This window comes from Vibrio spartinae, assembly GCF_024347135.1.
GTDB lineage: Bacteria > Pseudomonadota > Gammaproteobacteria > Enterobacterales > Vibrionaceae > Vibrio > Vibrio spartinae.
Window position 1 is genome coordinate 3,080,869 of the sequence record NZ_AP024907.1, and the last position, 25,983, is coordinate 3,106,851.

Annotated in this window: 18 protein-coding genes; 8 read left to right on the forward strand and 10 right to left on the reverse strand. The window is 47.3% G+C overall.

Annotation, left to right across the window (positions count from 1 at the left end; translation table 11 throughout):
• Window positions 1-333 precede the first annotated feature (333 nt).
• The 7 genes from gltB to OCU60_RS13830 all read left to right on the forward strand — a co-directional run bounded on the left by gltB (window position 334) and on the right by OCU60_RS13830 (window position 10,742).
• A complete protein-coding gene (gene gltB / locus OCU60_RS13800; RefSeq protein ID WP_074371782.1) occupies window positions 334-4,797 on the forward strand; it encodes a glutamate synthase large subunit in 4,464 nt (1,487 codons plus the stop codon).
• A gap of 20 nt (window positions 4,798-4,817) precedes the next feature.
• Window positions 4,818-6,230 carry an FAD-dependent oxidoreductase gene (locus tag OCU60_RS13805; RefSeq protein ID WP_074371783.1) on the forward strand — a complete coding sequence of 471 codons (1,413 nt, stop codon included), beginning with the start codon at window positions 4,818-4,820 and terminating at the stop codon, window positions 6,228-6,230.
• 181 nt (window positions 6,231-6,411) lie between these two features.
• Window positions 6,412-7,113 carry a 5'-methylthioadenosine/S-adenosylhomocysteine nucleosidase gene (gene mtnN, locus OCU60_RS13810; protein WP_074371784.1) on the forward strand — a complete coding sequence of 234 codons (702 nt, stop codon included), beginning with the start codon at window positions 6,412-6,414 and terminating at the stop codon, window positions 7,111-7,113.
• A gap of 20 nt (window positions 7,114-7,133) precedes the next feature.
• Window positions 7,134-8,087 (forward strand): cobalamin biosynthesis family protein, encoded by a 954-nt coding sequence (locus OCU60_RS13815; RefSeq protein ID WP_074371785.1) that lies wholly within the window; start codon window positions 7,134-7,136, stop codon window positions 8,085-8,087.
• 61 nt (window positions 8,088-8,148) lie between these two features.
• Window positions 8,149-8,994, forward strand: coding sequence for a vitamin B12 ABC transporter substrate-binding protein BtuF (btuF, locus tag OCU60_RS13820; protein WP_074371786.1), 846 nt, complete (start codon window positions 8,149-8,151; stop codon window positions 8,992-8,994).
• 119 nt (window positions 8,995-9,113) lie between these two features.
• Window positions 9,114-9,725, forward strand: coding sequence for a TRIC cation channel family protein (locus OCU60_RS13825; RefSeq protein WP_074371787.1), 612 nt, complete (start codon window positions 9,114-9,116; stop codon window positions 9,723-9,725).
• Window positions 9,726-9,875: 150 nt separating this feature from the next.
• The gene (locus tag OCU60_RS13830) at window positions 9,876-10,742 is read left to right on the forward strand and encodes a LysR family transcriptional regulator (RefSeq protein WP_074371788.1); all 867 of its coding nucleotides are present in this window, start codon (window positions 9,876-9,878) and stop codon (window positions 10,740-10,742) included.
• On the opposite strand, the gene OCU60_RS13835 is transcribed toward OCU60_RS13830, so the two are convergent.
• From OCU60_RS13835 to secA, 6 genes are all read right to left on the reverse strand, one after another.
• The gene (locus tag OCU60_RS13835; protein ID WP_074371789.1) at window positions 10,672-11,454 is read right to left on the reverse strand and encodes a TSUP family transporter; all 783 of its coding nucleotides are present in this window, start codon (window positions 11,452-11,454) and stop codon (window positions 10,672-10,674) included. The genes OCU60_RS13830 and OCU60_RS13835 overlap by 71 nt on opposite strands.
• Before the next feature lie 189 nt (window positions 11,455-11,643).
• Window positions 11,644-14,868, reverse strand: coding sequence for a carbamoyl-phosphate synthase large subunit (carB, locus tag OCU60_RS13840; RefSeq protein ID WP_074371790.1), 3,225 nt, complete (start codon window positions 14,866-14,868; stop codon window positions 11,644-11,646).
• Window positions 14,869-14,885: 17 nt separating this feature from the next.
• Window positions 14,886-16,025, reverse strand: a complete 1,140-nt coding sequence (gene carA / locus OCU60_RS13845) for a glutamine-hydrolyzing carbamoyl-phosphate synthase small subunit (RefSeq protein ID WP_074371791.1) — start codon at window positions 16,023-16,025, stop codon at window positions 14,886-14,888.
• A gap of 481 nt (window positions 16,026-16,506) precedes the next feature.
• Entirely contained in the window at window positions 16,507-17,316 is an 810-nt protein-coding gene (gene dapB / locus OCU60_RS13850) for a 4-hydroxy-tetrahydrodipicolinate reductase (RefSeq protein WP_074371792.1), read from the reverse strand.
• A 156-nt stretch (window positions 17,317-17,472) separates the two neighbouring features.
• A complete protein-coding gene (mutT, locus tag OCU60_RS13855; protein WP_074371793.1) occupies window positions 17,473-17,874 on the reverse strand; it encodes an 8-oxo-dGTP diphosphatase MutT in 402 nt (133 codons plus the stop codon).
• A gap of 97 nt (window positions 17,875-17,971) precedes the next feature.
• Window positions 17,972-20,692, reverse strand: coding sequence for a preprotein translocase subunit SecA (secA, locus tag OCU60_RS13860; protein WP_074371794.1), 2,721 nt, complete (start codon window positions 20,690-20,692; stop codon window positions 17,972-17,974).
• A 318-nt stretch (window positions 20,693-21,010) separates the two neighbouring features.
• Between secA and OCU60_RS13865 the strand changes: the two genes are divergently transcribed.
• Window positions 21,011-21,475 (forward strand): DUF721 domain-containing protein, encoded by a 465-nt coding sequence (locus OCU60_RS13865; RefSeq protein WP_074371795.1) that lies wholly within the window; start codon window positions 21,011-21,013, stop codon window positions 21,473-21,475.
• An 87-nt stretch (window positions 21,476-21,562) separates the two neighbouring features.
• Here OCU60_RS13865 and lpxC read toward each other — a convergent pair whose 3' ends face one another.
• From lpxC to OCU60_RS13885, 4 genes are all read right to left on the reverse strand, one after another.
• Entirely contained in the window at window positions 21,563-22,480 is a 918-nt protein-coding gene (lpxC, locus tag OCU60_RS13870) for a UDP-3-O-acyl-N-acetylglucosamine deacetylase (protein ID WP_074371796.1), read from the reverse strand.
• A gap of 95 nt (window positions 22,481-22,575) precedes the next feature.
• The gene (gene ftsZ / locus OCU60_RS13875; protein WP_074371797.1) at window positions 22,576-23,808 is read right to left on the reverse strand and encodes a cell division protein FtsZ; all 1,233 of its coding nucleotides are present in this window, start codon (window positions 23,806-23,808) and stop codon (window positions 22,576-22,578) included.
• 30 nt (window positions 23,809-23,838) lie between these two features.
• Window positions 23,839-25,101: a cell division protein FtsA gene (gene ftsA / locus OCU60_RS13880; RefSeq protein ID WP_072956012.1), complete on the reverse strand. Its 1,263-nt coding sequence runs from the start codon at window positions 25,099-25,101 to the stop codon at window positions 23,839-23,841.
• Entirely contained in the window at window positions 25,082-25,876 is a 795-nt protein-coding gene (locus tag OCU60_RS13885; protein ID WP_074371798.1) for a cell division protein FtsQ/DivIB, read from the reverse strand. The genes ftsA and OCU60_RS13885 overlap by 20 nt, the downstream gene beginning before the upstream one ends.
• Between the last annotated feature and the right edge of the window lie 107 nt (window positions 25,877-25,983).

A 25,983-nucleotide genomic window follows, 5' to 3' on the forward strand; every position in this document is an offset into this window, starting at 1 on the left:
TCGACCTCTCTGTCTCCCCCAATCTGACGGAGGGGTCGCCTCAACCAGCGACGCCTGAATACCGCCCTATCAGACACATTTCCCGCTTAAACCTGAGACATATCAACCACTCATAATCGTTACTTATTCACCAACGTCATTTATTGCCGCAATTTTCTATGAATCACTTGATCTTTGGTTCTATAAAGGATAGCGTTTAACCTCGCATTGTTTTGGGCGCTCAATTGAATGTATTTTTAACCCAATTTAATGCATAAAGATTCAAAAAAATAACAACAACATAGAATAGTTAGTCATTCACTGTCGAAGACAGAACGCAAAGGGAGACTTGCAATGGCTCTATATGATCCAAGTCTTGAGAGAGATAACTGTGGGTTTGGCCTGATCGCGCACATGGAAGGTCAGGCGAGTCACAAACTGGTTCGTACAGCAATTTCAGCACTGGACCGCATGACACACCGTGGCGGTATCGCAGCCGATGGTAAAACGGGAGATGGCTGCGGTTTACTCCTGCAAAAACCAGATTCTTATCTCAGACACATTGCACAAGAACAAAACTGGAAGCTGAGCAAACAATATGCTGTCGGGATGATTTTCCTGAGCCGGGATCCGGTAAAAGCACAATCAGCCTGCGACATTATCAATCAAGAACTCGCTCAGGAAACTCTCTCCGTGAGCGGGTGGCGTCAAGTGCCAACCAACCCAGACGTGCTCGGGCCTATCGCAGCCCAATCATTACCGGATATTCAACAAGTCTTTATTTCTGCACCAGCCGGATGGCGGCAGCAGGATATTGAACGACGCCTGTATATCGCCCGACGTCGTATCGAGAAAAAAATCACCGATGATGCTGATTTCTACATCTGCTCACTGTCTACTCAGGTCATCGTCTATAAAGGGCTGTGTATGCCCGCAGATTTGCCCCGTTTCTATCTGGATCTCGCAGATTTACGGATGGAATCGGCTATCTGTCTGTTCCACCAGCGCTTCTCAACCAACACACAACCACGCTGGCCACTGGCTCAGCCTTTCCGCTATCTGGCTCATAACGGTGAAATCAACACCATTGAAGGGAACCGTCAGTGGGCAAGAGCAAGAGCGTATAAATTCGTTTCACCTTTATTGCCAGACCTCCAGTCAGCGGCTCCGTTTGTCAACGAAACCGGCTCTGACTCATCAAGTCTCGATAATATGTTGGATCTGTTCCTCGCCGGTGGCATGGATCTGTTCCGGGCGATGCGGATGCTCGTGCCGCCAGCATGGCAGAACCATCCGGATATGGATTCGGAGTTACGCGCATTCTACGATTTTAACTCCAAGCATATGGAACCATGGGATGGCCCGGCCGGGATAGTCCTGTCTGACGGACGTCATGCAGCCTGCAACCTCGATCGCAATGGACTGCGACCAGCCCGTTATGTGATCACCAAAGATAAACTCATTACGCTGGCGTCAGAAGTCGGTATCTGGGATTACGCACCGGATGAGGTCGCGACCAAAGGTCGGGTTGGCCCCGGAGAATTGCTGGTGATTGACACCAAAACAGGCAAGCTGTGGCAATCGTCAGAAATCGATAACGAACTGAAGAGTCGCCACCCTTATCAAGAGTGGCTGGAACATAACGTTTATCGCCTCAAGCCATTTGCAGAATTGGGTGACGATCAAATTGGTCAACGTGATTTTGATAATGCACAACTGAAGATTTATCAGAAACAGTTTGCCATGACCAATGAAGAAATGGATCAGATCCTGCGGGTATTAGGCGACATGGGACAGGAAGCTGTTGGCTCAATGGGTGACGATACCCCAATGGCTGTGCTTTCCTCCAAAGAACGTCTGATCAGTGACTACTTCCGGCAAAAATTTGCGCAGGTGACCAACCCACCGATCGATCCATTACGTGAAAAACATGTGATGTCGCTGGCAACCAGTATCGGTCAGGAGATGAATGTCTTCTGCGAAACCGATGGTCATGCGCACCGGGTAACATTTGATTCACCGGTACTGCTCTATTCCGACATGCAGCAGCTATTAAGTCTGGATGACGAGCACTATAAAAACACCATCTTTGATATCAACTACGATCCACAGGAAAAAGATCTCAAACAAGCGATTCTTGACCTGTGTGACGCTGCCGAACAAGCCGTGCGTGATGGAACCGTCCTGATCATTTTATCGGATCGAGCGATCACCAAACATAAACTACCGATCCCTGCCGCGATGGTTGTCGGTGCTGTTCAGACCCGGCTGGTCAATACCCAGTTGCGTTGTGATGCCAATATTATTGTCGAAACGGCAACCACCCGTGATCCACACCAATTTGCGGTACTGTTGGGCTTTGGTGCGACAGCGATTTACCCCTACCTCGCTTATGAAGTGCTCAGCAAAATGCTGGATGAAAGGGTGATCGACAAGAGTTATCGGGAAGTGATGCAAAACTATCGTTACGGCATCGATAAAGGCCTGTATAAAATCATGTCGAAAATGGGCATCTCAACCGTTGCTTCTTACCGTTGTTCCCAGCTTTTCGAAGCCGTCGGACTACACCGGGAGCTGGTTGATCTCTGTTTCCACGGTGTCGCCACCCGGATTCAGGGTGCGAGCTTCGCGGACTTCCAACAGGATCTGTTTAACCTGTCACGTAAAGCCTGGGCAAAACGCAAATCAATTGAACATGGTGGACTGCTGAAATTTGTCCACGGTGGTGAATACCACGCATATAACCCCGGTGTTGTGAATCATCTGCAAGCTGCGGTTCGTTCCGGTGAGACGCAGGACTATCAACAGTTTGCCGCACAAGTCAACCAACGCCCGGTGGCGATGTTACGTGACTTGATGAAACTGAAAAAATCAGACACACCACTCGCACTGGAGAAAATTGAACCAGCGACAGATCTGTTTAAGCGCTTCGATTCTGCCGCGATGTCAATCGGTGCGCTCAGTCCGGAAGCGCACGAAGCGCTGGCAACGGCCATGAACCGTTTAGGCGGTCATTCAAACTCTGGTGAAGGGGGTGAAGATCCACGCCGTTTCGGTACCGAGCGTAACTCTCGCATCAAACAAGTTGCCTCAGGACGCTTTGGGGTAACACCTCATTATCTGACGAATGCCGATGTCTTGCAGATCAAAGTGGCTCAAGGTGCGAAACCCGGTGAAGGCGGTCAGTTACCCGGTCATAAAGTGACGGCTGAAATTGCCCGTCTGCGCCACTCAGTCCAAGGCGTGACCCTGATTTCACCGCCACCGCACCACGACATCTACTCAATCGAAGATTTAGCCCAACTGATCTTCGATCTGAAGCAAGTCAATCCCAATGCACTGGTCTCGGTAAAACTGGTTTCCGAACCGGGTGTCGGCACCATCGCAACCGGCGTTGCCAAAGCCTATGCCGACTTGATTACGATCTCCGGTTATGACGGTGGAACGGCAGCCAGCCCGCTGACGTCAGTCAAATATGCCGGTAGCCCTTGGGAGCTGGGGCTTGCAGAAACACAGCAAGCACTGGTGGCAAATGGCCTGCGCCATAAAATCCGCCTTCAGGTCGATGGCGGTCTGAAAACCGGATTAGATGTGATTAAAGGGGCGATTCTGGGGGCAGAAAGCTTTGGATTTGGTACATCACCAATGATTGCCATGGGATGTAAATTCCTGAGAATCTGTCATCTGAATAACTGTGCAACAGGGGTCGCCACTCAGGATGAAACCCTGCGTCGGGATTATTTCAAAGGATTACCGGAGATGGTGATCAACTACTTCACCGGATTAGCCAATGAAGTCCGTGGCTATCTGGCTGAATTAGGTGTTGAGAAATTAACCGATCTCATCGGACGTACCGACCTGTTGGAAGTGGTTGAAGGCTTGACGGCCAAGCAGACCAAACTGGATCTGTCCGGCATTCTGGAGGCACCGGTGTCTCCTGCAGGTCACCCACTGTTCTGCACAGAACCCAATACACCATTTGATAAAGCTGCGCTCAACCAAAAAATCGTTGAGGATGCACTCAGTGCTGTTGAAAGCCAGCAATCGCTGAACCTGTACTACGACATCATCAACACCGATCGCTCTGTCGGCGCCCGGTTGTCCGGAGAAATCGCCAAACGTTACGGTAACCAAGGGCTGGCGGCATCGCCAATCCGGATTTACTTACAAGGGACTGCCGGACAGTCGTTCGGTGTCTGGAATGCCGGCGGAGTGGAGCTTCATCTGACGGGTGATGCGAACGACTATGTCGGCAAAGGCATGGCAGGCGGTAAAATTGTTATCAAGCCGCATTTGGGCACAGCTTTCAAATGCAATGAAGCAACCATCATCGGGAACACCTGCTTATACGGTGCAACCGGCGGTAAACTGTTCGCTGCCGGTAAAGCAGGCGAACGTTTCGGAGTTCGTAACTCCGGAACCATTGCGGTGATTGAAGGCGCTGGCGATAACGCCTGTGAATACATGACCGGTGGCGTGGTGGCAATACTGGGGGCTACCGGGGTGAACTTCGGTGCCGGAATGACCGGTGGGTTTGCCTATGTCCTCGATGAGAACGAAGACTTCCAAGGCCGTGTGAATAATGAATCTGTTGAAACGATTTCGCTGCAAGAACTCTACATTCATCAGGAACATTTACGTGGTTTAATTGCAGAACATCTGGAGAAAACCGGCTCCGTTCACGCTGAATCGATCTTAGCGAATTTCGATGCGTGGATTCCGAAGTTCTATCTCGTTAAACCACAAGCGGCTGATCTGCAAACACTGCTGGGGCATCAAAGCCGCAGTGCTGCAGAACTTCGCGTTCAAGCACAATAATTGGAAGGAGCCAGATTATAATGAGCCAGAACGTTTATCAGTTCATTGATGTCAATCGAGTCGATCCGGCCAAAAAGCCGCTCAATATACGCAAAATAGAATTCGTTGAAATCTATGAACCATTTACCCGCCAACAGGCAACTGCTCAGGCAGATCGCTGTCTCGACTGCGGTAACCCTTATTGTGAATGGAAGTGTCCGGTCCATAACTACATCCCTCAATGGCTAAAACTGGCCAATGAGGGCCGGATTATCGAAGCCGCGGAACTCTCACATCAAACCAATAGCCTGCCGGAAGTGTGTGGCCGGGTTTGTCCCCAAGACCGTCTGTGTGAAGGGTCTTGTACGTTGAATGACGATTTCGGTGCCGTCACCATTGGTAATGTTGAAAAATATATTACCGATAAAGCCTTCGAAATGGGCTGGAAACCCGACCTTTCTCAAGTCGAGTGGACAGACAAAAAGGTGGCAATTATCGGTGCCGGTCCCGCAGGTTTAGCGGCAGCGGATGTGTTGGTCAGAAACGGTGTCAAAGCAGTCGTCTTTGATCGCTATCCGGAAATCGGCGGATTGCTCACTTTCGGAATTCCGTCATTCAAGCTGGAAAAAGAAGTGATGCAAAACCGACGTCGCATCTTTACCGAAATGGGGGTTGAATTTCGCTTGAATACCGAAGTTGGTAAAGATGTCGAACTTCAATCGTTAATCGACGAATACGATGCGGTGTTCCTTGGCGTCGGCACCTATAAAAATATGCGTGCCGGACTGGACAATGAAGATGCCAACGGCGTGTACGATGCTTTGCCGTTCCTGGTGTCCAATACCTATCGGGTCATGCAGTTGGAGGATCCTCAACCCTTCATTGATATGGCCGAAAAAAAAGTGGTCGTCCTCGGTGGCGGCGATACAGCTATGGACTGTGTCCGAACGTCTATCCGTCAACAGGCAACCCATGTGATTTGTGCCTACCGACGCGATGAAGAGAACATGCCGGGCTCACGTCGTGAAGTTAAAAATGCCAGAGAAGAAGGCGTCGAGTTCATGTTCAACCTGCAACCACTCGGTATCGAAGTCGATAGCCGTGGTCAGGTCACCGGTGTCAAAGTTGTCAAAACAGCGCTGGGGGAACCGGATGAAGCCGGGCGGCGACGTCCTGAACCTGTCCCTGACAGTGAACATGAGCTTGCTGCCGATGTGGTCATTATGGCATTTGGCTTCCAGCCTCATGCGATGCCTTGGCTTGAGCCTTTCGGTGTCGAGCTTGATCAATGGGGCCGCCTCAAAGCACCGGATAACGGTCAGTACCCTTATCAGACCACCAATGAAAAAATCTTCGCCGGTGGTGATGCAGTTCGCGGTTCCGATCTGGTTGTAACGGCCATAGATGAAGGCCGCAAAGCAGCCGATGGTATCCTCGATTACTTGGATGTCTGATTTCGTCGCCGTCACGAGCATGTCATTCAAAACACATGTTTGAGAACACAAGTTATTATCTCCCGGCACTGGCTTCAGTGCCGGGATTTTTTTGCGCTGGATTCCGGCCCGGATAACTAGTTGAATCCCAAAAAATCATGCTAAACTCAGCGCTAATCTGAATAAAGAAAAGAGACTTGATATGAAAATTGGCATCATTGGCGCAATGGAGCAAGAAGTTGCAGTTCTCAAATCGTCAATCCAGAATCTGCAAGAAGAACAAAAAGGCGGCTGTACCTATTACTCTGGTCAAATCAACGGCTTGGACGTAATCCTTCTCCAGTCAGGTATCGGTAAAGTTGCAGCGGCAGTCGGCACTGCCTTGTTGTTAGAACTCTACAAACCCGATGTTGTCATCAATACAGGTTCAGCCGGTGGTTTTGATCCATCACTGGCGATGGGTGATGTGGTCATTTCCACTGAAGTCAGACACCACGATGCAGATGTCACTGCTTTTGGCTATGAAATCGGTCAAATGGCGGGCCAGCCGGCAGCTTTCCAAGCCGATGAAACATTAATTCAACTGGCAGAAGATGCACTCGCACAGTTGGGAGATAAACATGCGGTCCATGGGCTGATTTGCACCGGTGATACTTTTGTCTGCCAGCCAGAAAAACAGGCATTCATCCGCCAAAACTTCCCGCAAGCGATTGCTGTTGAGATGGAAGCCTCTGCGATAGCTCAGACATGTCATCAGTTTAAAACACCGTTTGTGGTGGTCCGGGCAATCTCTGATGTCGCCGACAAAGCGTCACCAATGTCGTTTGATGAGTTCTTACCGCTCGCGGCTGCAAGCTCTTCAGAAATGGTACTGAAGATGCTAGAACGTCTGCGTCAGGCATAATCGAGCCCTATCCGCCACTTATGAATCATGTTCAAGAATTACTGCAAACCCAAAGTGCGCTCCTCATCATGTGGGGAGCGTTGTTGATCCATCTCATATTGCCTTTGCCAAGAACGGCTCATCCGGCGCTTTTGTGGCACAAGTTTGCAGAAATTCTGGCAGAAAAGGTCAATACGCAGGGCAGCTATGCACAGCGGACACTGTCCGGCATATTAGCCACATGTTTGATGCTCATTCCGGCACTGATGGTTCTGGTTGCCCTGGAGCCATTGGTCTGGCAGCCTGAACTCTATCACCTGCTGTTATTAATTCTGGCTCTTGACTGGCGAGGATTAACCACCTTGAGTAAGCCGCTGTTTCAGGCGCTGGCGGTACAGGATAAACCCCAAGCCCGCCAGTTACTCGCGGAACGGCTGAATCGTCAGACTGAGACGTTGTCAGTGGTTGGATTAGGCAAGGCAAGTGCGGAGTTACTGATTGTCGGTCAAGCCCGTCAGGTTATCACAGTCCTGTTCTGGTATGGCTTACTGGGTGGTATCGGCGCATTCATGTATCGTCTGATTGTCGAACTGAGCCGTGTCTGGTCACCGTCTGTGCCGGCCAACTATCCTTTTGGTCTGGCAGCAAGTCGCCTCAATGTTTGGTGTGAATGGATCCCGGCCCGTCTCTTTGCGCTGTTACTGATGGCGGGGCAGAGTCTGTCATCAACCTGGACTCAGACTCGTCGGCAAAGTTGTACTTGGCCGTCCCGAAATATTGGTTGGCTCCTATGTTCTGTCGGACATAAACTCAATCTTTCACTCGGCGGACCGGCCATTTATGAGGGCAAAAAGAGTGTCCGGGCTAAACTCGGTGGCAGGGTTATCCCGTCGGTCTTACATCTGTCCCAGATCCAGAAACTACTCAATCAACGCACTTATATTTGGATCGGTATCGAAAGTCTGCTGATATTGATTGCTGCACAACTGCTCTAAATAATAAATAGCCCAGTTTATAAAACGCATTCGTAAATCATCTCAATCACAAGGTTGCCACATGTTGATTCACCGACTTTATTTATTCACGTTGCTGCTTTGTATCCCGGGGCTCATAATGGCAGCGACATCGGTTCAGCGTATTATTACCCTTGCACCGCATGCCACCGAACTCGCCTATGCTGCCGGTCTCGGTGACAAAATTGTGGCCGTGAGTGATTACAGTGACTACCCGCCTCAAGTGAAGAACTTACCGAAAGTTGCGAACTATAAGGGCATCAAGATTGAAAAAATCCTCAGCCTCAAACCCGATTTGGTGATCATCTGGCCGGATGGCAATCCGCCCCGGGAATTACAAAAATTAAAACAGATGGGGATCCGAACCTACCCTTCTCAAATTCACCGACTGACCGATATTGCAGATAACATCGAGGCGCTCAGCCAATATGCAGATAACCCGCAAATTGGTCGTAAAAACGCGCAACAATTTCGCCAGAAGCTGACAGCGCTCAAACAGCGATATCAACATGTCCGCAAGGTTCGCTTCTTCTACCAGCTCAGTGAGAAACCCATCATCACCATCGCTCAAGATCACTGGCCCAGTGAAGTGTTTGAGTTTTGTGGCGGAGAAAATGTATTTAAAAATAGTCCGGCTCCCTACCCGCAAGTGAGCCGAGAGCAAGTATTACTGGCACGGCCTGACGTCATTTTCAATTCCCGTCATGCGCTTGAAAATCTAAATATGTGGGCAGACTGGCAGCGTATTCCAGCCGTTCGCTTACATCATGTCTGGACGCTGAATTCAGACTGGCTCAATCGCCCCACCCCCAGAACCATTCGGGCGATTGAAGAGGTCTGTGATTACCTTGATGAGGCCAGAAAAAGTAACCCCGACCTGAGCCACTGAAAAGCCGGGTTATAAAACTATCGGTTGACACCTTTTTCCCGTACAATGCGCCCTGTTTTTGTCTATACCTAAAAAATAATAGCGCTGTGCGCAAGTAATATTGTGGACCCACTCAACGTATGTTTCTTTATCTGATCGATTTATTCGGAACAATCGTATTTGCCATTTCCGGTGTGCTGTTAGCAGGCCGTTTAAAAATGGATCCATTCGGTGTTGTCGTACTTGCCAGTGTTACCGCAATTGGTGGCGGAACCATGCGCGATATCGCTTTGGGCGCGACCCCGGTGTTCTGGATTACCGATACCACCTACCTTTGGGTCATTCTTGCCACCAGCTTCCTGACAATGTTAATCATCCGTCGCCCCAAACGCCTCTCTTGGTGGGTACTGCCAGTCTGCGACGCGATTGGATTAGCGGTATTTGTTGGCATTGGCGTCGATAAATCAATGCTTTATCAGGAGTCGTCACTGGTCGCAATTATTATGGGCGTTCTGACCGGATGTGGTGGCGGTATCGTTCGGGATATTCTTGCACGGGAAATACCGATGGTGCTGCGCAGCGAAGTGTATGCCACCGCCTGTATCGTCGGCGGTATTTTCCATACCACGGCACTACAAATGGGCTACGACCACAATACGGCATTCTTATCCGGGGTCCTCTCAACCCTGATCATTCGTCTTGGCGCAATCCGTTGGCACCTATCACTACCGGTTTTTGCGATTAATCGATAGCATTTTTGTCATGAATCACTCGTTTTAGCATCGACCAGTCGTCTCCCTGTCCGTTACGGACAATTTTCCCGATCAAACATTCCTTTATCGCAATCAGAGACAGCTTTCGCTAAAGTAAGCGCATGCTCTCTTTGATTGATTCTGAAAACTATGTTGCTTGAAGGTATTGAAACACTCCTCATTCTCAGCAAAGAAAAGACCATGAGCCGGACCGGCAGCGTGCTGTATATTAGTCAATCTGCCGTCAGCAAGCGCATTGCTAATTTAGAAAACCGACTGGACAAGAAACTGGTGGTTCCCGATGGGCGACACATCAAACTCACAGCGGACGCTCAGGCATTAATCGAGCGTGTGGGTCCGAGCTTTCACGAATTAAGCGGACTGATATTTGAACAACAGGCACTGGAAGAGCATACACTGATCCGGTTTGATTGCTCAGAAACACTGGTAGCGGGGTTGCTCAGCCATGTGATGGGAGAATATTTCAGTCATGACCACAAAATTACCATCACTACGAACCACACGCCAAGAATCGTTGAACATGTCCGGTCAGGCAAAGCAACACTTGGGCTTTGTGCCGGTTACCTGCCCGGAAATCATGGTCTGCAAACATTTCATCTCTATAATGAACCGGTTTTCATTGTGAGTCAGGCACCGTTACAGCAACTCCCCCAACAAATTATCACCACGGATCTGTCTAACAGTGCGAACACTTATCAGGCATCCGTGCTGGAGCATCTCGCGATTACCCCCATCATGGAAATGGATTCATACACAGCCGCGGCACAACTGGCGTTAAAGGGAGTCGCACCAGCTTTAATTCCACTGTCTATCGTACACACCCTGTCGATCGCGCCCCGTTACTGCTTCAGCTTTGATGAACTTCAGCCATTATTCCGACCGATTCATCTCTGTTTGAGGGCAATGACCTACCGTTCTCCACGGATCAGAACACTGATAGCAGCCATTGTTGATGCTGTTCCCAAAGTAACTTCAGTGCCATCGACAAAGACATGAAAATAACCAACGGCCGAATCCATTTCTGACCTTTATTCATGACGATACGAGCGCCGACTCGCGCGCCGATAAATTGTCCGACAGCCATCACCAATCCAATTTTCCATATCGGTAATCCTGCTGCCAAAAAGAAAATCAACGCTGCAATATTCGATGTAAAATTCAGCACTTTTGCGCGCGCTGTCGCTTCAATAATCGACAATCGGCCAATAACGACAAAGCAAACGGCAAAGATCGCCCCGGTTCCCGGACCAAAGAAACCGTCATAGAACCCGATACTTGTTCCGACCAGCAAAGCAAATAATCCATCGGATAAAGCCGCTTGTTTATTCGTCTCAGCCTTGGCTTGAGGGGCCAGTAAAAAATACAGCGAAATGACAATCAATAAGCCGGGAATCAGGCTGGTCAGTAACTCACCATCAAGAATCTGTACTAATTCAGCACCGATAGCAGCACCGGTAAAAGTACAAACAATGGCCAACCACATTTGCCGGAGCGAAACCAAACCATGACGAACGAAGTAAAATGTAGAAGAGAAGCTACCAAACGAACTTTGCAGTTTATTAGTTGCAATCGCTTGTGCAGGAGATATCCCCGTAGCCATTAACACCGGGAGTGTAATCAAACCACCACCACCGGCAATCGCATCAATGCATCCTGCCAGTGACGCAGCCACAAAAAGCAATGCCAGGATATCGATTGAAATTTCCATAGGATTCCTTAACCGATTAGATAAGGCTCAAAATTACCATTTAAAAATAAACAGATATAGTGAAAACTCGGACAGCGTCCTATTCCATATATTCATCATTGCGTTTGATGCACAGATGAACATATCACGATCAAAAAACCCGGGGAAATCCCGGGTTTTGATAACACTCAACAATGGACGAGTGATGGATTAAGCATGTCTGACTTGCTCGTGCATTTCTTGTACGGAAATGACAGAAGCTTTCGGGTCAGCGGTGTGCCCCATCGCCGTCGCAAATGCAGCGTTCAGGGTCGTTGCATAATTCACTTTCTCAGCCAACGCACCGCGGCGGAGAACTTTTGAATCTTCAATGGCCTGACGCCCGGAAGCAGTATTGATAATGTAGGTATATTCATTGTTCTTGATCCGATCAAGAATATGAGGTCGACCTTCATGAACCTTGTTCACCAGCCGAGGATTGATCCCGGCTTCACCAAGAACGACTGCCGTACCATGTGTCGCATCCAACTGATAACCTAATTGAATCAACTTCTCGGCCAAAGCAACCGCACGCTGCTTATCACTTTCGCGAACAGAAATCAGCGCGCGTCCACCTTCAGGGTAAACACAGCCACATGCTAACTCTGCTTTTGCAAAAGCCTCGGCAAATGTGCGTCCGACACCCATCACTTCTCCGGTTGAGCGCATCTCAGGGCCAAGTAATGGATCAACACCCGGGAACTTGTTAAATGGCAATACCACTTCTTTCACCGAGTAATACGGGGGAATGATTTCTTGGGTAAAGCCTTGCTGTTCCAGACTCTGTCCGGCCATCACCCGCGCAGCAATTTTTGCCAATGGTGCACCGGTTGCTTTAGATACAAACGGCACTGTCCGTGCAGCACGTGGGTTAACTTCGATGAGATAAACTTCGTTGTTTTTGACCGCAAACTGCGTATTCATCAGTCCACGTACACCCAGTTCAAACGCCAGCTTTTCAACCTGCTCACGCATCACATTCTGGATATCCAGGCTCAGCGTATAGGCAGGCAATGAACATGCTGAGTCACCTGAGTGAACACCGGCCTGTTCAATATGCTCCATGATGCCACCGATAACGACACGTTCACCATCGCAAATCGCATCAATATCGACCTCGACGGCATCATCAAGGAAATGATCCAGCAAAACCGGAGACTCATTGGACACACTGACCGCATCATTGAAATAACGACGCAAATCTGCTTCATCATAAACAATTTCCATCGCACGGCCACCGAGCACATAAGACGGACGAACAACCAGTGGGAAGCCAATTTCTTTGGCTTTATCGACGGCGTGCTCTAGTGCTGTAACGGTTGCATTTTCAGGCTGCTTGAGACCTAAACGCTCAACAGCGTGTTGGAAACGCTCCCGGTCTTCAGCACGGTCAATTGCATCCGGGCTGGTACCGATGATCGGCACACCGGCAGCTTCTAAGGCACGAGCCAGCTTCAGCGGTGTTTGACCACCATACTGAACGATAACACCCGCAGGTTTCTCAACACGGGCAATTGCTAAAACATCTTCCAGAGTCACGGGCTCAAAGTAGAGACGATCCGAAGTATCGTAGTCGGTTGAAACCGTTTCAGGGTTACAGTTAACCATGATGGTTTCATAACCGTCTTCCCGTAATGCCAATGAGGCATGAACACAGCAATAGTCGAATTCAATGCCTTGGCCAATACGGTTCGGACCACCGCCCAACACCATGATTTTCTGATTATCCGTTGGATAAGCTTCACATTCTTCATCATATGAGGAGTACATATAAGCGGTTGAAGAAGCAAATTCAGCGGCGCACGTATCGACACGCTTATAGACCGGGTGGATGTCGAACTGATCGCGCAAGCGACGAATTTCATGTTCAGAAACCCCAACCAATGTCGATAAACGTGCATCGGCAAAGCCTTTACGCTTCATCCGCCGGAGTACATCTTGGGTCAGTCCGGCAAAACCATAGGTTTTAATCTCTGCTTCCAGCAGAATTAATTCTTCAATCTGCACAAGGAACCAACGGTCAATACCTGTCAGGTTAAAGATGGCGTCAACCGACATACCGGCACGGAAAGCATCACCGATGTACCAGATCCGCTCAGCACCGGCTTCTTTCAGCTCATGACGAATCTTCGTCAGTGCTTCCGGAGATGCCAGATCAACCATTTCATCCAAGCCATCAGCACCAACTTCAAGGCCCCGCAGTGCTTTTTGCAAAGACTCTTGTTGGTTACGCCCGATTGCCATCACTTCACCAACAGATTTCATCTGCGTGGTTAGCTTCGCATTCGCGCCAGCAAATTTTTCAAAGTTAAAGCGTGGAATCTTGGTGACAACATAGTCGATCGTCGGTTCAAACGATGCTGGCGTCGCTCCTCCGGTAATATCATTCATCAATTCATCAAGCGTGAAACCAACCGCAAGCTTTGCTGCAATCTTCGCAATCGGGAAGCCCGTCGCTTTCGATGCCAGTGCTGAAGAACGAGAAACCCGTGGGTTCATTTCAATGATCACCATCCGACCATCTTCCGGATTGATGCCGAATTGCACATTCGATCCACCGGTTTCAACCCCAATTTCACGTAATACCGCTAAAGAGGCGTTTCTCATCAGCTGGTATTCTTTATCAGTGAGAGTCTGAGCCGGAGCAACCGTAATTGAATCTCCGGTGTGAATCCCCATCGGATCAAAGTTTTCGATTGAACAGACGATGATACAGTTGTCGCTCTTATCCCGAACCACTTCCATTTCATACTCTTTCCAGCCAATCAGCGACTCATCAATAAGTAACTCATTGGTTGGAGAAAGATCTAATCCGCGGTGACAGATTTCTTCAAACTCTTCTTTGTTATAAGCGATACCACCACCGGTTCCCCCCATCGTAAATGAAGGACGGATAATACATGGAAAGCCGACTTTCTCGAGGACGCCGTAAGCTTCTTCCATGGTCTTTGCCGTATCGGCCCGAGGGCATTCCAAGCCAATCGACTTCATCGCAGCATCGAAACGAGAACGATCTTCAGCTTTATCAATCGCATCGGCAGTTGCCCCGATCATTTCAACACCGAACTCGGCCAGAACCCCTTGACGATCCAGCTCAAGCGCACAGTTCAATGCCGTCTGACCACCCATTGTCGGCAGAACAGCATCAGGACGTTCTTTTTCAATAATTTTACGGACAACTTCCCATTGGATCGGCTCGATATAGGTTGCATCAGCCATCTCAGGATCGGTCATAATCGTTGCCGGATTCGAGTTGACCAGAATAACCCGATAACCTTCTTCTCTCAGAGCCTTACATGCTTGTGCTCCGGAGTAGTCAAACTCACAGGCTTGGCCGATGACAATCGGGCCCGCACCTAAGATTAGAATACTTTGTATGTCACTACGTTTTGGCATCGTCTACTCGCTCCGAATTAAGCACGGTGTTGTTGGATAAGTTCAATAAAGTGATCAAATAGAGGCGCTGCATCATGTGGCCCGGGGCTCGCTTCGGGATGCCCCTGGAAACTAAACGCAGGTTTATCAGTACGATGAATGCCCTGAAGAGAACCGTCAAACAATGATTTATGGGTCGCTTTCAGCGTTGCCGGCAAACTGGTTTCATCCGCCGCAAAGCCGTGGTTTTGCGAGGTAATCATCACAACATTTCGCTCGATGTCTTTGACCGGATGGTTTGCACCATGGTGACCAAACTTCATTTTGATCGTTCCTGCACCGGATGCCAGCGCGAGAATTTGGTGCCCCAAACAGATACCAAAGAGTGGAATCCCTTTTTCCAAAAAGGCTTTTGTCGCGTCAATGGCGTATGTGCAAGGTTCCGGGTCCCCCGGTCCATTTGACAGGAAAATACCATCAGGATTCATGGCTAAAACCGTTTCCGCTGGGGTTTCTGCCGGAACAACGGTCAGACGGCATCCACGGTCAACCAACATCCGCAAAATATTTCTCTTGGCGCCAAAGTCGTATGCAACGACATGATAAGGGAGCTCACTTTCACTTTTAGCCTGAGGGAGTCCACTTGCCAAAGACCAAGATCCTTGTGTCCACTCATAAGCTTCTTTGGTTGTCACAACTTTGGCTAAATCCATGCCTTTCAGGCCGGGAAACTCTTTCGCTTTTGCAAAAGCAAGTGACTCATCCAAGTTATCACCTGCCATAATACAACCGCTTTGAGCACCTTTCTCACGAAGGATCCGAGTCAATTTTCGTGTGTCGATGTCCGCGATTCCAACGATATTTCGACCCTTCAGATACTCAGATAAACTTTGCTCACTTCTGAAGTTCGACGCAATCAATGGCAAATCACGAATAATGAGTCCTTGGGCATGAATGTCTGAGGATTCTTCATCTTCTGAGTTAGTGCCGGTATTACCAATGTGGGGATAGGTCAGTGTGACGATTTGTTGGGAGTAGGAAGGATCAGTGAGGATTTCTTGGTACCCCGTCATCGAGGTATTAAAAACGACTTCACCAACGGAGACGCCATCTGCGCCAATGGACAGTCCGTGGAACACTGTCCCATCTTCTAGGACTAACAGTGCTGACTTGCTCAAGACAACCTCCAGAATAAAAATGCAAAAAATTTAGATTAAACTGCAAATTTGCCTTCCTTAGTCACTATAGGTTAGGACCATAGTGTATTTCGGACAAATTAGACGCATCTTATAGATATCTGTGATTTGTGTCAATATTCAAAATTTATTAAATGTGTTTTTTACCGTGTTATATAAAAAAACAAAATGAACAGAGTAAAAAGACACATTAAATATGCATTATCAAACGACAAAAGGGAGACATAAGTCAAAAAAGGAGAAATGTATAAAAAGAACTCACAAAAAAAATAAACAAACTAACGCAATCGATAACGGAAGCATTAAAAGATAACTTTTCTTGCCTTTAACACCAATAAATTGTCATGTCTTTTATTATATAAAATAAAAGAGCCCCTCGCATGGCTGATGATAGAGCAAAAGTGAGATTTATAATTTGAGAAGAATCGAATGCGCCGGAGACATCCAGCGCATAATTATGTATTTAAAGTTGATTAAGAGAAAGGACATCCGTCATCGTATAAAAGCCAGCGGGTTTGTCTGATAACCAAATCGCAGCTTTCACGGCACCATTGGCAAAAGTCATCCGGTCAGAAGCTTTATGAGAAATCTCAACTCGCTCACCAAGATCAGCAAACATTGCTGTGTGTTCACCGACAATATCTCCGGCCCGAATCGTCGCGAAGCCTATTTCTTCCCGGCGTCTTTCACCCGTAATACCTTCTCTGGCATAGACAGCGACATCTTTCAGTTCATTGCCCATTGCATGAGCAATCGCCTCTCCCATCCCTAAAGCTGTCCCGGATGGTGCATCCACTTTGTGGCGATGGTGCGCTTCAACGATTTCGATATCACAGTAGCTGCCCATGACCTTGGCGGCCTTTTCCAGTAGTTTGAATACCAAATTCACGCCGACACTATAATTAGGAGCCATGATCACCGGAATCTCTTGTGCAGCCTGATGAATTTGTGCAATTTCAGAATCAGAAAATCCAGTTGTACCAATGACAATACTTTTGCCGTGCTTTTTACATAACGCGATATTTGCCAAGGTGCTCACGGGTGATGTGAAGTCAATAATGACGTCAAATTGATCAATTGCATTTTCCAGATTATCAACCAATGTGACACCAAAGTGCCCCTCACCACATAACTCTCCGATATCGACACCAACCAGTGATGATTCCGGACGCTCAGACCCCACACCGACAGTTGCGACATCATGATGATGTGTAGCTTTGACGAGGTTACGCCCCATGCGACCGGCAGCACCTGCTATTGCAATTTTAACCATTGCTAACTTCTCCATTCTACTCAGATACGAATCGAAAAATTCCATCCGTATTTCATATGTCTTGATTTATTTATCTAAACTAACAACATTCCATCAATGTGGCTAGGCTTGTTCACGCTTCATGGCCTAATATCGCTCTATTGACGCCAGTTCGGCTCAACGGGAAAAGTCATCAATGAGTTGTTCAACGATGGGCTGATTCGCTTCCGGAAATTGATAGTCAGTCAGTGCAGCAATAGAAACCCATTGCCCTTCCTGACCTTCTCTGCCATAAGGCGTGCCGGTAAAATCCGTCACCGAAATAAAGTCAAACACCAGTGACTTCTCCGGATAATCATGAGTCAGATGCTGATATGGATGTTGAACAACAACGTCAATGCCAATCTCTTCGTCTAACTCACGGTGAATCGCTGCTTCAATCGACTCCCCGCTCTCGACTTTGCCACCGGGAAATTCCCAAAATCCGCCTTTATGCAGATGCGCTGGCCGTTTGGTAATATAGACTTGTGATTGATCCTGATTGAAAATGATCGCAGCAACAATATGTGTTCTTTTCATACATCCCTCTGACACGCTGTAATCCATCGAGTCTAACGATAATTGCTTGGCAAAAAAAGAGCCGCTTGGTCAGCGGCTCTCTAACTATGTTGAATTTTTATGCAATACGTCCATGGCACTGCTTGTATTTTTTGCCGCTACCACATGGGCAAGGCTCATTACGTCCAACTTTTTTCTCTTCACGAACCAGTGGCTGATGGCCTTCTTGTGATTCGTCGCCTTGCAAGGTATCACTCGTAGCATGTTGAGCTTGCGCATGACGAGCCGCCTCTTCGACTTGAGCCTGACGACGAGCTTCCATCTCATCAACTTCTTCAGGTTGTTGAACCCGAACTTTTGACAGAATTGTAATCACATCAGATTTCAGAGAATCCAGCAGACCTTCAAACAGTTCAAACGACTCGCGTTTATATTCCTGCTTAGGATTTTTTTGTGCATAGCCACGTAAATGAATTCCCTGCCGTAAATGATCCATCGCTGCCAGATGTTCTTTCCATAATGTATCCAGCGTTTGTAGCATGACGGATTTTTCGAAATTACGTAGCACTTCCACGCCAACTAATGTCTCTTTCTCTTTGTAAACGTTGACGGCTTCTGTAATGATGCGCTCACGAAGCACTTCTTCATACAACTTATCATCTTCATCCAACCACGCCTGAATCGGCAAATTCAGATCAAAATCGTGCTTCAGGCGATTGTGTAATCCCTGAATATCCCACATATCTTCCAGAGACTGCGGTGGAATATATTCGTCAATGACAGCAGTGAACACATCGAAACGGTTCTGCTCGAGCATTTCCTGAATATCTTCCGCTTCCATCAACTCATCACGGAGCTCATAAACAACCTTACGCTGATCATTGGCAACATCATCATATTCCAGCAACTGCTTACGAATATCGAAGTTGCGTCCTTCGACCTTACGCTGTGCTTTTTCTATGGAGCGAGACAGCAGCTTGCTTTCAATTGCTTCACCTTCATCCATACCACTTTGAATCAGACCGGCCATTCGATCCGAAGTAAAGATTCTCAGCAGTGCGTCTTCCATTGAAAGATAGAAACGCGATGACCCCGCATCCCCTTGTCGGCCAGAACGTCCTCTCAACTGGTTATCGATCCGGCGGGATTCATGTCGCTCGGTACCGATAATATGCAAACCACCAGCTTCAAGTACCTGTTCATGTACTTTCTGCCACTCCGCTTTGATTTGGTCAATCTGTTCCTGAGTCGGGTTGTCCAGAGTATCAACTTTTGACTGCCAACTACCACCTAAGACGATATCTGTCCCACGACCAGCCATATTGGTTGCAATCGTAACAGAACCGGGCTTACCCGCTTCAGAAACAATTTCAGCCTCTTTTTCGTGAAACTTAGCATTCAATACATTGTGTTTTACTTTAGATTTTTTCAGCGCCTGAGACAGAAGCTCGGATTTCTCAATTGAAATCGTCCCCACCAAGATGGGCTGCCCTTTTTGTACCCGCTCTTTAATATCCTCAATGATCGCTGCAAATTTTTCGGTTTCAGTCCGGTAAACAACATCCGCCATATCATCACGGATCATCGGTTTATTGGTTGGAATCACCACAGTCTCCAAACCATAAATGGTCTGGAATTCGAATGCTTCTGTATCGGCAGTCCCTGTCATACCTGACAGTTTGTCATAGAGGCGGAAGTAGTTCTGGAAGGTAATCGAGGCTAATGTCTGGTTCTCATTCTGGATTTTCACCCCTTCTTTGGCTTCAACGGCCTGATGCAAACCATCAGACCAGCGACGACCGGCCATTGTCCGCCCAGTATGTTCATCAACAATAATCACTTCGCCTTCGTTTGAAACGATATAATCGACATCTTTCTCAAACAAAACATGCGCTCTAAGCCCTGCATTCACGTGATGGAGCAAGCTGATATTCGCTGGAGAGTATAGGGTATCCCCTTCATTCATCAGGCCATTTTTCACCAACAGTTCCTCGACATATTCTTGCCCGGTTTCTGTCAGGTAGACCTGTTTCACTTTCTCATCAACGGTGTAGTGTTCATCGCCACGGTACTCTTCCGAATCTTCCTTTTCTTGCCTTTTCAGCAAAGGAATCAAGGTATTAATACGAGTGTACAATTCAGAGCTATCTTCAGCAGGGCCGGAAATAATCAGTGGTGTTCTGGCTTCATCAATCAGGATAGAGTCCACCTCATCGACTATCGCGAAAAAGCGAGCTCGCTGAACACGGTCTTCTTTACGAAACGCCATATTATCGCGTAAGTAATCGAATCCGAACTCATTGTTTGTCCCATAAATAATATCGGCCAGATAGGCTTCTTGCTTCTCTTGAGGCATCATTCCGGGGACGTTGACACCAACGGTCATGCCCAAAAATTCAAACAGCGGCCGGTTGGTTTCAGCATCCCGTTTGGCAAGATAATCGTTCACGGTGACGACATGGACACCATGTCCCGGTAAAGCATTCAGGTAAGCGGCCAGAGTCGCTGTCAGCGTTTTCCCCTCACCTGTACGCATCTCGGCGATTTGCCCGCCATTAAGAACCATCCCACCAATCAGCTGAACATCAAAATGACGCATGCCAAACACGCGTTTCGATGCTTCGCGAACCGTTGCAAACGCTTCAGGAAGGAGTCGGTCGAGTGTTTCTCCCTGAGCCAAACGCTCCCGAAATTCAATCGTTTTCGCTTTTAAATCTTCATCAGAGAACGCTTCATAAGCAGGTTCATAATTATTGATTTCTTTAACAATTTTTCTCAGGCGTCGCAATGTTCTGTCATTGCGGCTACCAATAACCTTAGTCAGTAGCTTAGTTATCATTTTTATCCAAATCTCTCTGTGCTTAGATCATTTGAGATCTATTCTTGTTCCATCAGTCTCTACCCGTCATCAACTAAGTGTACTGAGATAAATCATGTCTATCCGATATTGAGGCTTATCGATGGTTTTTCAAGGCAATCCTTTTAAGAAGGATATAGTGTAAGGAATTTTTAGCCTGATCACCAATATCAGCAATGATTTGTTTGATTGCAATACTTAAAATCATTCATCAAACGAAGAAAGAAACACCGGACACGCCATTGACGAGCGATTTGAGATAGAATAGAACAGCAAAAGTGATGCAAATTGGATCCCATAATGAGAAACCACCGCCCGACTGCGACCAATGAATTAATCAGCAATTCAAAGCTGAAAGAAATTCAGAAACATGCTGAGTCAATCAATCAGCTCAGTCAGATTATTTTGCCACTGCTGCCAAGGGGCTCCCAGCCTTATGTTCGCGTGGCAAATCTTCGCCGCAGTCATTTAGTGCTGGAAGTGGCCAGTGCGGCAATCAAGATGAAAGTGGACTATGAGCGCTTACAAATCCTGAGTCATTTACGTAATCAGGGATTTGCTCACCTGATCAGTCTCGAAGTGGTGATCAACCCATCAATTTATCGAATCAAATCATCTTCAGATGAAGATAAAACGCCTAAAAATCCACGAATAATTTCTTCTCAAACAGCAGATCTACTCAAATGCATCGCGGATCATGCTTCACCGAAAGTGAAAAAAAGACTGGAAAATATTGCCTGTCTTGCCAACAAGAAAAACGAATAAGTCAGCGGCTCTCGCATATAAACAACAGCCTGATGCAAAAAAACCAGACACAAAGTCTGGTTTTTTTTTTACGAAAAAGATTGTCGATTAAGCCAGTACAGTACTCGGATCGGCAAAAGCAACCGGAGAACCAACGTCTTCACCAAACGTCGCCCATTCCCATGCTTCCTGGTCTGCTAGAAGTGCTCGTAATAACTGATTGTTCAGACCGTGTCCTGATTTGTAAGCTCTAAATTCACCGACGATAGAATGACCACACATGTATAGATCACCAATGGCGTCCAAAACTTTATGCGTGACAAATTCATTCGCAAAACGGAGTCCGTCTTCATTTAGAATTCGATAGTCATCCAGAACGATGGCACAATCGAAACTACCGCCCAGACAAAGATTCTGTGACTGTAGGTATTCAATATCACGCATGAAACCGAATGTTCTCGCCCGAGAAATATCCCGAACAAACGATTGAGATGAAAAGTCAAATAATAGACGTTGCTCATCGGATTCAATTGCCGGATGGTTAAAGTCAATCTCAAAATCCATCCGAAAACCTTGATAAGGAACGAGTTCGGCCCATTTATCACCATCCTCAAAACGAACAGGCTTCTTCACCCGAATGAATCGCTTCGGTGCATTCTGAACGTCAATCCCAGCTTGCTGTAAAAGAAATACAAACGGGCTGGCACTTCCGTCCATAATCGGAATTTCCGGTGCATCGACTTCAACCACTGCATTATCGATTCCCATCCCTGCCAGAGCTGCATTTAAATGCTCTACGGTAGAAATCCGGATGCCTTCGTCATTCACCAGCGCAGTACATAACATGGTGTCACGTACATCTTCTGGGTTTGCCGGAAAATCAACAGGTGGTGTTACGTCAGTTCGGCGATAAATGATACCGGTGTTTGCAGCGGCAGGGCGAAGAGTTAACGTGACTTTCCGACCAGAGTGAAGTCCCACCCCAGTTGTTTTCACTATCTCTTTCAACGTACGTTGTCTGATCATCTACTTGCCTCAATGTCAGTGCTACAAAACACGGCCAAAATAACTATTGGCCGCAAATAATATCACAATTGTGAGCGGTGTCAAATTATGATAAATCAATCAGCCTGACGACGTAAAAAAGCCGGAATATCGAGATAACCACTTTCTTTCTCTTTCGGAGCCGTACTCTGACCGGCGCCTTGAGAATTTGCCGATGAAGGCTGAGATTTTGACTCAACATTCCCCTGCAATTTCGATGCCGCTTTCTCTTCTGTCTTCGCAGCAACGTGAGAAGCACCGCTTTGCTGTGGTGATACGGCTTGCTGTTGAGTGCTAGCTGCTGCCTGAGCATTTGCTTTACCACCGGCAACGAGCGTGATATCTGGTTTCTTCTCATTGCCGATGCCTGTTGCAACAACCGTCACACGAATTTCATCAGCCATATCCGGGTCAAGCGAGGTACCGATAACAACGGTTGCATTATCTGAAGCAAATGCTTTCACCGTATTACCAACCGTCTCAAACTCATCCAGACGCATATCGAGACCAGCGGTAATGTTAACCAGTACGCCACGTGCGCCAGCAAGGTCGATATCTTCCAATAGCGGACTGGAGATAGCCATTTCAGCGGCTTCTTCTGCCCGGTCTTCGCCTTTTGCGACACCACTCCCCATCATTGCATGTCCCATTTCAGACATGACCGTTCTCACATCTGCAAAGTCCACGTTGATCATACCGGGGCGGGTAATCAATTCAGCAATCCCCTGAACTGCATTCTTCAATACGTCGTTCGCACTGCCAAAGGCTTCAAGTAACGTGATACCGCGTCCCAAGACCTTAAGCAGCTTCTCATTCGGAATCGTAATCAAAGAGTCAACATGTTTTGATAACTCTTCGATGCCTTGTTCTGCAAAGGCGAGTCGTTTCTTTCCTTCAAAGCTAAACGGCTTGGTAACTACAGCAACTGTTAACACGCCCAGTTCTTTTGCGACTTCAGCAATCACTGGCGCCGCTCCAGTACCGGTTCCGCCACCCATACCAGCTGCGATAAACACCATATCGGCACCTGTTAGGTATTCTTTAATTTTTTCTTTATCTTCAAGAGCAGCATCACGCCCTACTTGAGGATTTGCACCAGCACCTAACCCTTTGGTGATATCACCACCAATTTGAATGACAGCACTTACACTCGTCTTACGTAGTGCCTGTGCATCAGTGTTAACACTGATGAATTCCACGCCTTCGATGGATTCACGCACCATGTGTTCTACAGCGTTACCGCCGCCGCCGCCAACTCCAACGACTTTAATTACAGCATCGTCAGACATTTCCATCATCGGTTCAAACATGTGTTATCTCCGTTTTTCCTGCAACTCAGGTTAAAACTCTTTCTGTATCCAATTACGCAAACGACCAAATAGTCCGGACATCGATTGGCGTTTAGGTTCGCTATATTCTGTCTCATCACTAATTTGACTATCCCTTGCATAATGAAGTAAACCAACTGCCGTAGAATGATACGGCTCTTTTACGTAGTCCGTGAGTCCACTCACTTCAAGTGGTTTCCCAACACGGACCTGATTGCGGAAAACACGTTCCGCACACTCGACCAGTCCTTCAATCTGAGCGGCACCACCCGTCAAAACGACCCCTGCAGCTAAATGATGTTTGATCCCTTCGGATCGTAACTTTTCTTGCACAGTATCGATAGTCTGATGAACCAGTCCCATTAATTCAGTGTAGCGAGGCTCTATCACTTCCGACAGGGTTTGACGCTGCAAACTCCGGGAAGGACGTCCTCCGACACTGGGTACATTAACCGTGTCATCTTTACTGACTAACTCGCTCAATGCACATCCATATTTTACTTTTATCTCTTCAGCATCGCTGACGGGCGTCCCGAATGCAAATGCAATATCACTGGTCACAGCATTACCGGCATACGAAAAAACTTCCGTATGGCGTAGTGCTCCGCCGGTCCAGATTGCAATATCCATCGTTCCAGCACCGATATCGACCACACAGACACCGAGTTCTCGTTCATCTTCAGTGATCACGGCGTTGCTGGCTGCTAGTCCTGAATAGACCAACTGTTCAACTTTCAACCCACAACGCTCGACAGCCTTAATGATATTTCTAGCCATATCATTATGGCAGGAAATAAGATGCACACTGACTTCCATGCGCACGCCTGATAAACCAAGTGGATTTTTAATTCCTTCTTGGTAATCGATCGTAAACTCTTGGGGAATGACATGCAGGATTCGCTGCTCATCGCCAATCTTAATCGATTTCGCTGTATGAATCGCCCGATCCATATCTTCCTGAGAAACTTCTTCCTCAGAAATTGTGCCCATTCCCTTTTCAATCCGACTCGCAATATGTTTACCAGAGATTGATAAAAAAACATTGCTAATCTGACATTCCGCCATCAGTTCAGCTTGATCGATCGCTCGCTGAACGGACTTTACAACCGATTCCAAATCATTGACACCACCCTTATCCATGCCTCTGGATGGGCTTGTTCCTGCACCGATGATATTAATCTGCCCATCAGGCAATATTTCTCCGACCAAAGCAGAAACAGTTGCCGTGCCAACATCGAGACCTACAATTATGTTGTCATCGGTCATTTTTGTCATCCGTTGTATTCTCTTGTTCTAACTCTTGTTCCGAAAACCACCCGACAGCAGCTCCGGTATCATATCTGAGGTCAATATAGCTTATTTTTTCAGCTTTTTGACCAAAATAACGATAAAGTGCAACGAACCTCATGATTCGCTCCTTGATGGATTCTTTCCCCAGCTCAAGTCGAATACCGTTATCCAGTATTATCTGCCAAGCTCTTCGCTCATTGAGCAATAGAGAGGAAATATTCAATCCTAATTTTTGAAACTCAGGATTATATTTTCGCCACATATCAAGTACTTCAACCGACGAATTTTCAGGGCCATATAATTTGACATGTTCCCCTTGCACAACCCCTAAATCGCCATGAAATACCACACCATGTTCATCTAAAAGAGACTGACCATTCCATATCGCCTGAACTTGGTGTTCAGTCAGAAACACTTTAATCGTATCAGGCCATTGCTTACGAATCGACGCATGTTCAACCCATGGAATCATTTGAACACTACGTTGTAACTGATCCACATCCTGAGACATAAATGTTCCGACATGTTCCAACGAGGCAAACGCCTGCTGCACATCATGTGCCGTGACATACTTTAAGTGTCCCTGCAAAATAATTCGGGACAGTGGTAATCGGTCTTCATCCCACATCCAACTTAACGCTGAATAAAGTAACAATCCGATGAAGAAAGTCACCGAGAACAGAAAAATCCCACCCCAGACTCGTTCTCTGAGCCATGGCGACAGTGATAACTGATGGCTTTTCATTAATCTTTGCTTCATTCAAGTTCACCATCAGCCATCAATTGATTTTGTTGTTCCTGCTTTCGAATTACAATTGTGGCAAAACATTCACTATAACTTTCGGATTATACTGAGCTCACTCAAAG

Excerpts from the sequence above, each read along its gene's own strand:
- dapB (WP_074371792.1), bottom strand. The coding sequence starts at position 17,316 with ATGGTTAAAATTGCAATAGCAGGTGCTGCCGGTCGCATGGGGCGTAAC.
- btuF (WP_074371786.1), top strand. The coding sequence starts at position 8,149 with ATGTTGATTCACCGACTTTATTTATTCACGTTGCTGCTTTGTATCCCG.
- secA (WP_074371794.1), bottom strand. The coding sequence starts at position 20,692 with ATGATAACTAAGCTACTGACTAAGGTTATTGGTAGCCGCAATGACAGA.
- OCU60_RS13835 (WP_074371789.1), bottom strand. The coding sequence starts at position 11,454 with ATGGAAATTTCAATCGATATCCTGGCATTGCTTTTTGTGGCTGCGTCA.
- OCU60_RS13815 (WP_074371785.1), top strand. The coding sequence starts at position 7,134 with ATGAATCATGTTCAAGAATTACTGCAAACCCAAAGTGCGCTCCTCATC.
- ftsA (WP_072956012.1), bottom strand. The coding sequence starts at position 25,101 with ATGACAAAAATGACCGATGACAACATAATTGTAGGTCTCGATGTTGGC.
- lpxC (WP_074371796.1), bottom strand. The coding sequence starts at position 22,480 with ATGATCAGACAACGTACGTTGAAAGAGATAGTGAAAACAACTGGGGTG.
- mutT (WP_074371793.1), bottom strand. The coding sequence starts at position 17,874 with ATGAAAAGAACACATATTGTTGCTGCGATCATTTTCAATCAGGATCAA.
- ftsZ (WP_074371797.1), bottom strand. The coding sequence starts at position 23,808 with ATGTTTGAACCGATGATGGAAATGTCTGACGATGCTGTAATTAAAGTC.
- OCU60_RS13825 (WP_074371787.1), top strand. The coding sequence starts at position 9,114 with ATGTTTCTTTATCTGATCGATTTATTCGGAACAATCGTATTTGCCATT.
- OCU60_RS13865 (WP_074371795.1), top strand. The coding sequence starts at position 21,011 with ATGAGAAACCACCGCCCGACTGCGACCAATGAATTAATCAGCAATTCA.
- gltB (WP_074371782.1), top strand. The coding sequence starts at position 334 with ATGGCTCTATATGATCCAAGTCTTGAGAGAGATAACTGTGGGTTTGGC.
- carB (WP_074371790.1), bottom strand. The coding sequence starts at position 14,868 with ATGCCAAAACGTAGTGACATACAAAGTATTCTAATCTTAGGTGCGGGC.
- mtnN (WP_074371784.1), top strand. The coding sequence starts at position 6,412 with ATGAAAATTGGCATCATTGGCGCAATGGAGCAAGAAGTTGCAGTTCTC.
- OCU60_RS13885 (WP_074371798.1), bottom strand. The coding sequence starts at position 25,876 with ATGAAGCAAAGATTAATGAAAAGCCATCAGTTATCACTGTCGCCATGG.
- OCU60_RS13805 (WP_074371783.1), top strand. The coding sequence starts at position 4,818 with ATGAGCCAGAACGTTTATCAGTTCATTGATGTCAATCGAGTCGATCCG.
- OCU60_RS13830 (WP_074371788.1), top strand. The coding sequence starts at position 9,876 with ATGTTGCTTGAAGGTATTGAAACACTCCTCATTCTCAGCAAAGAAAAG.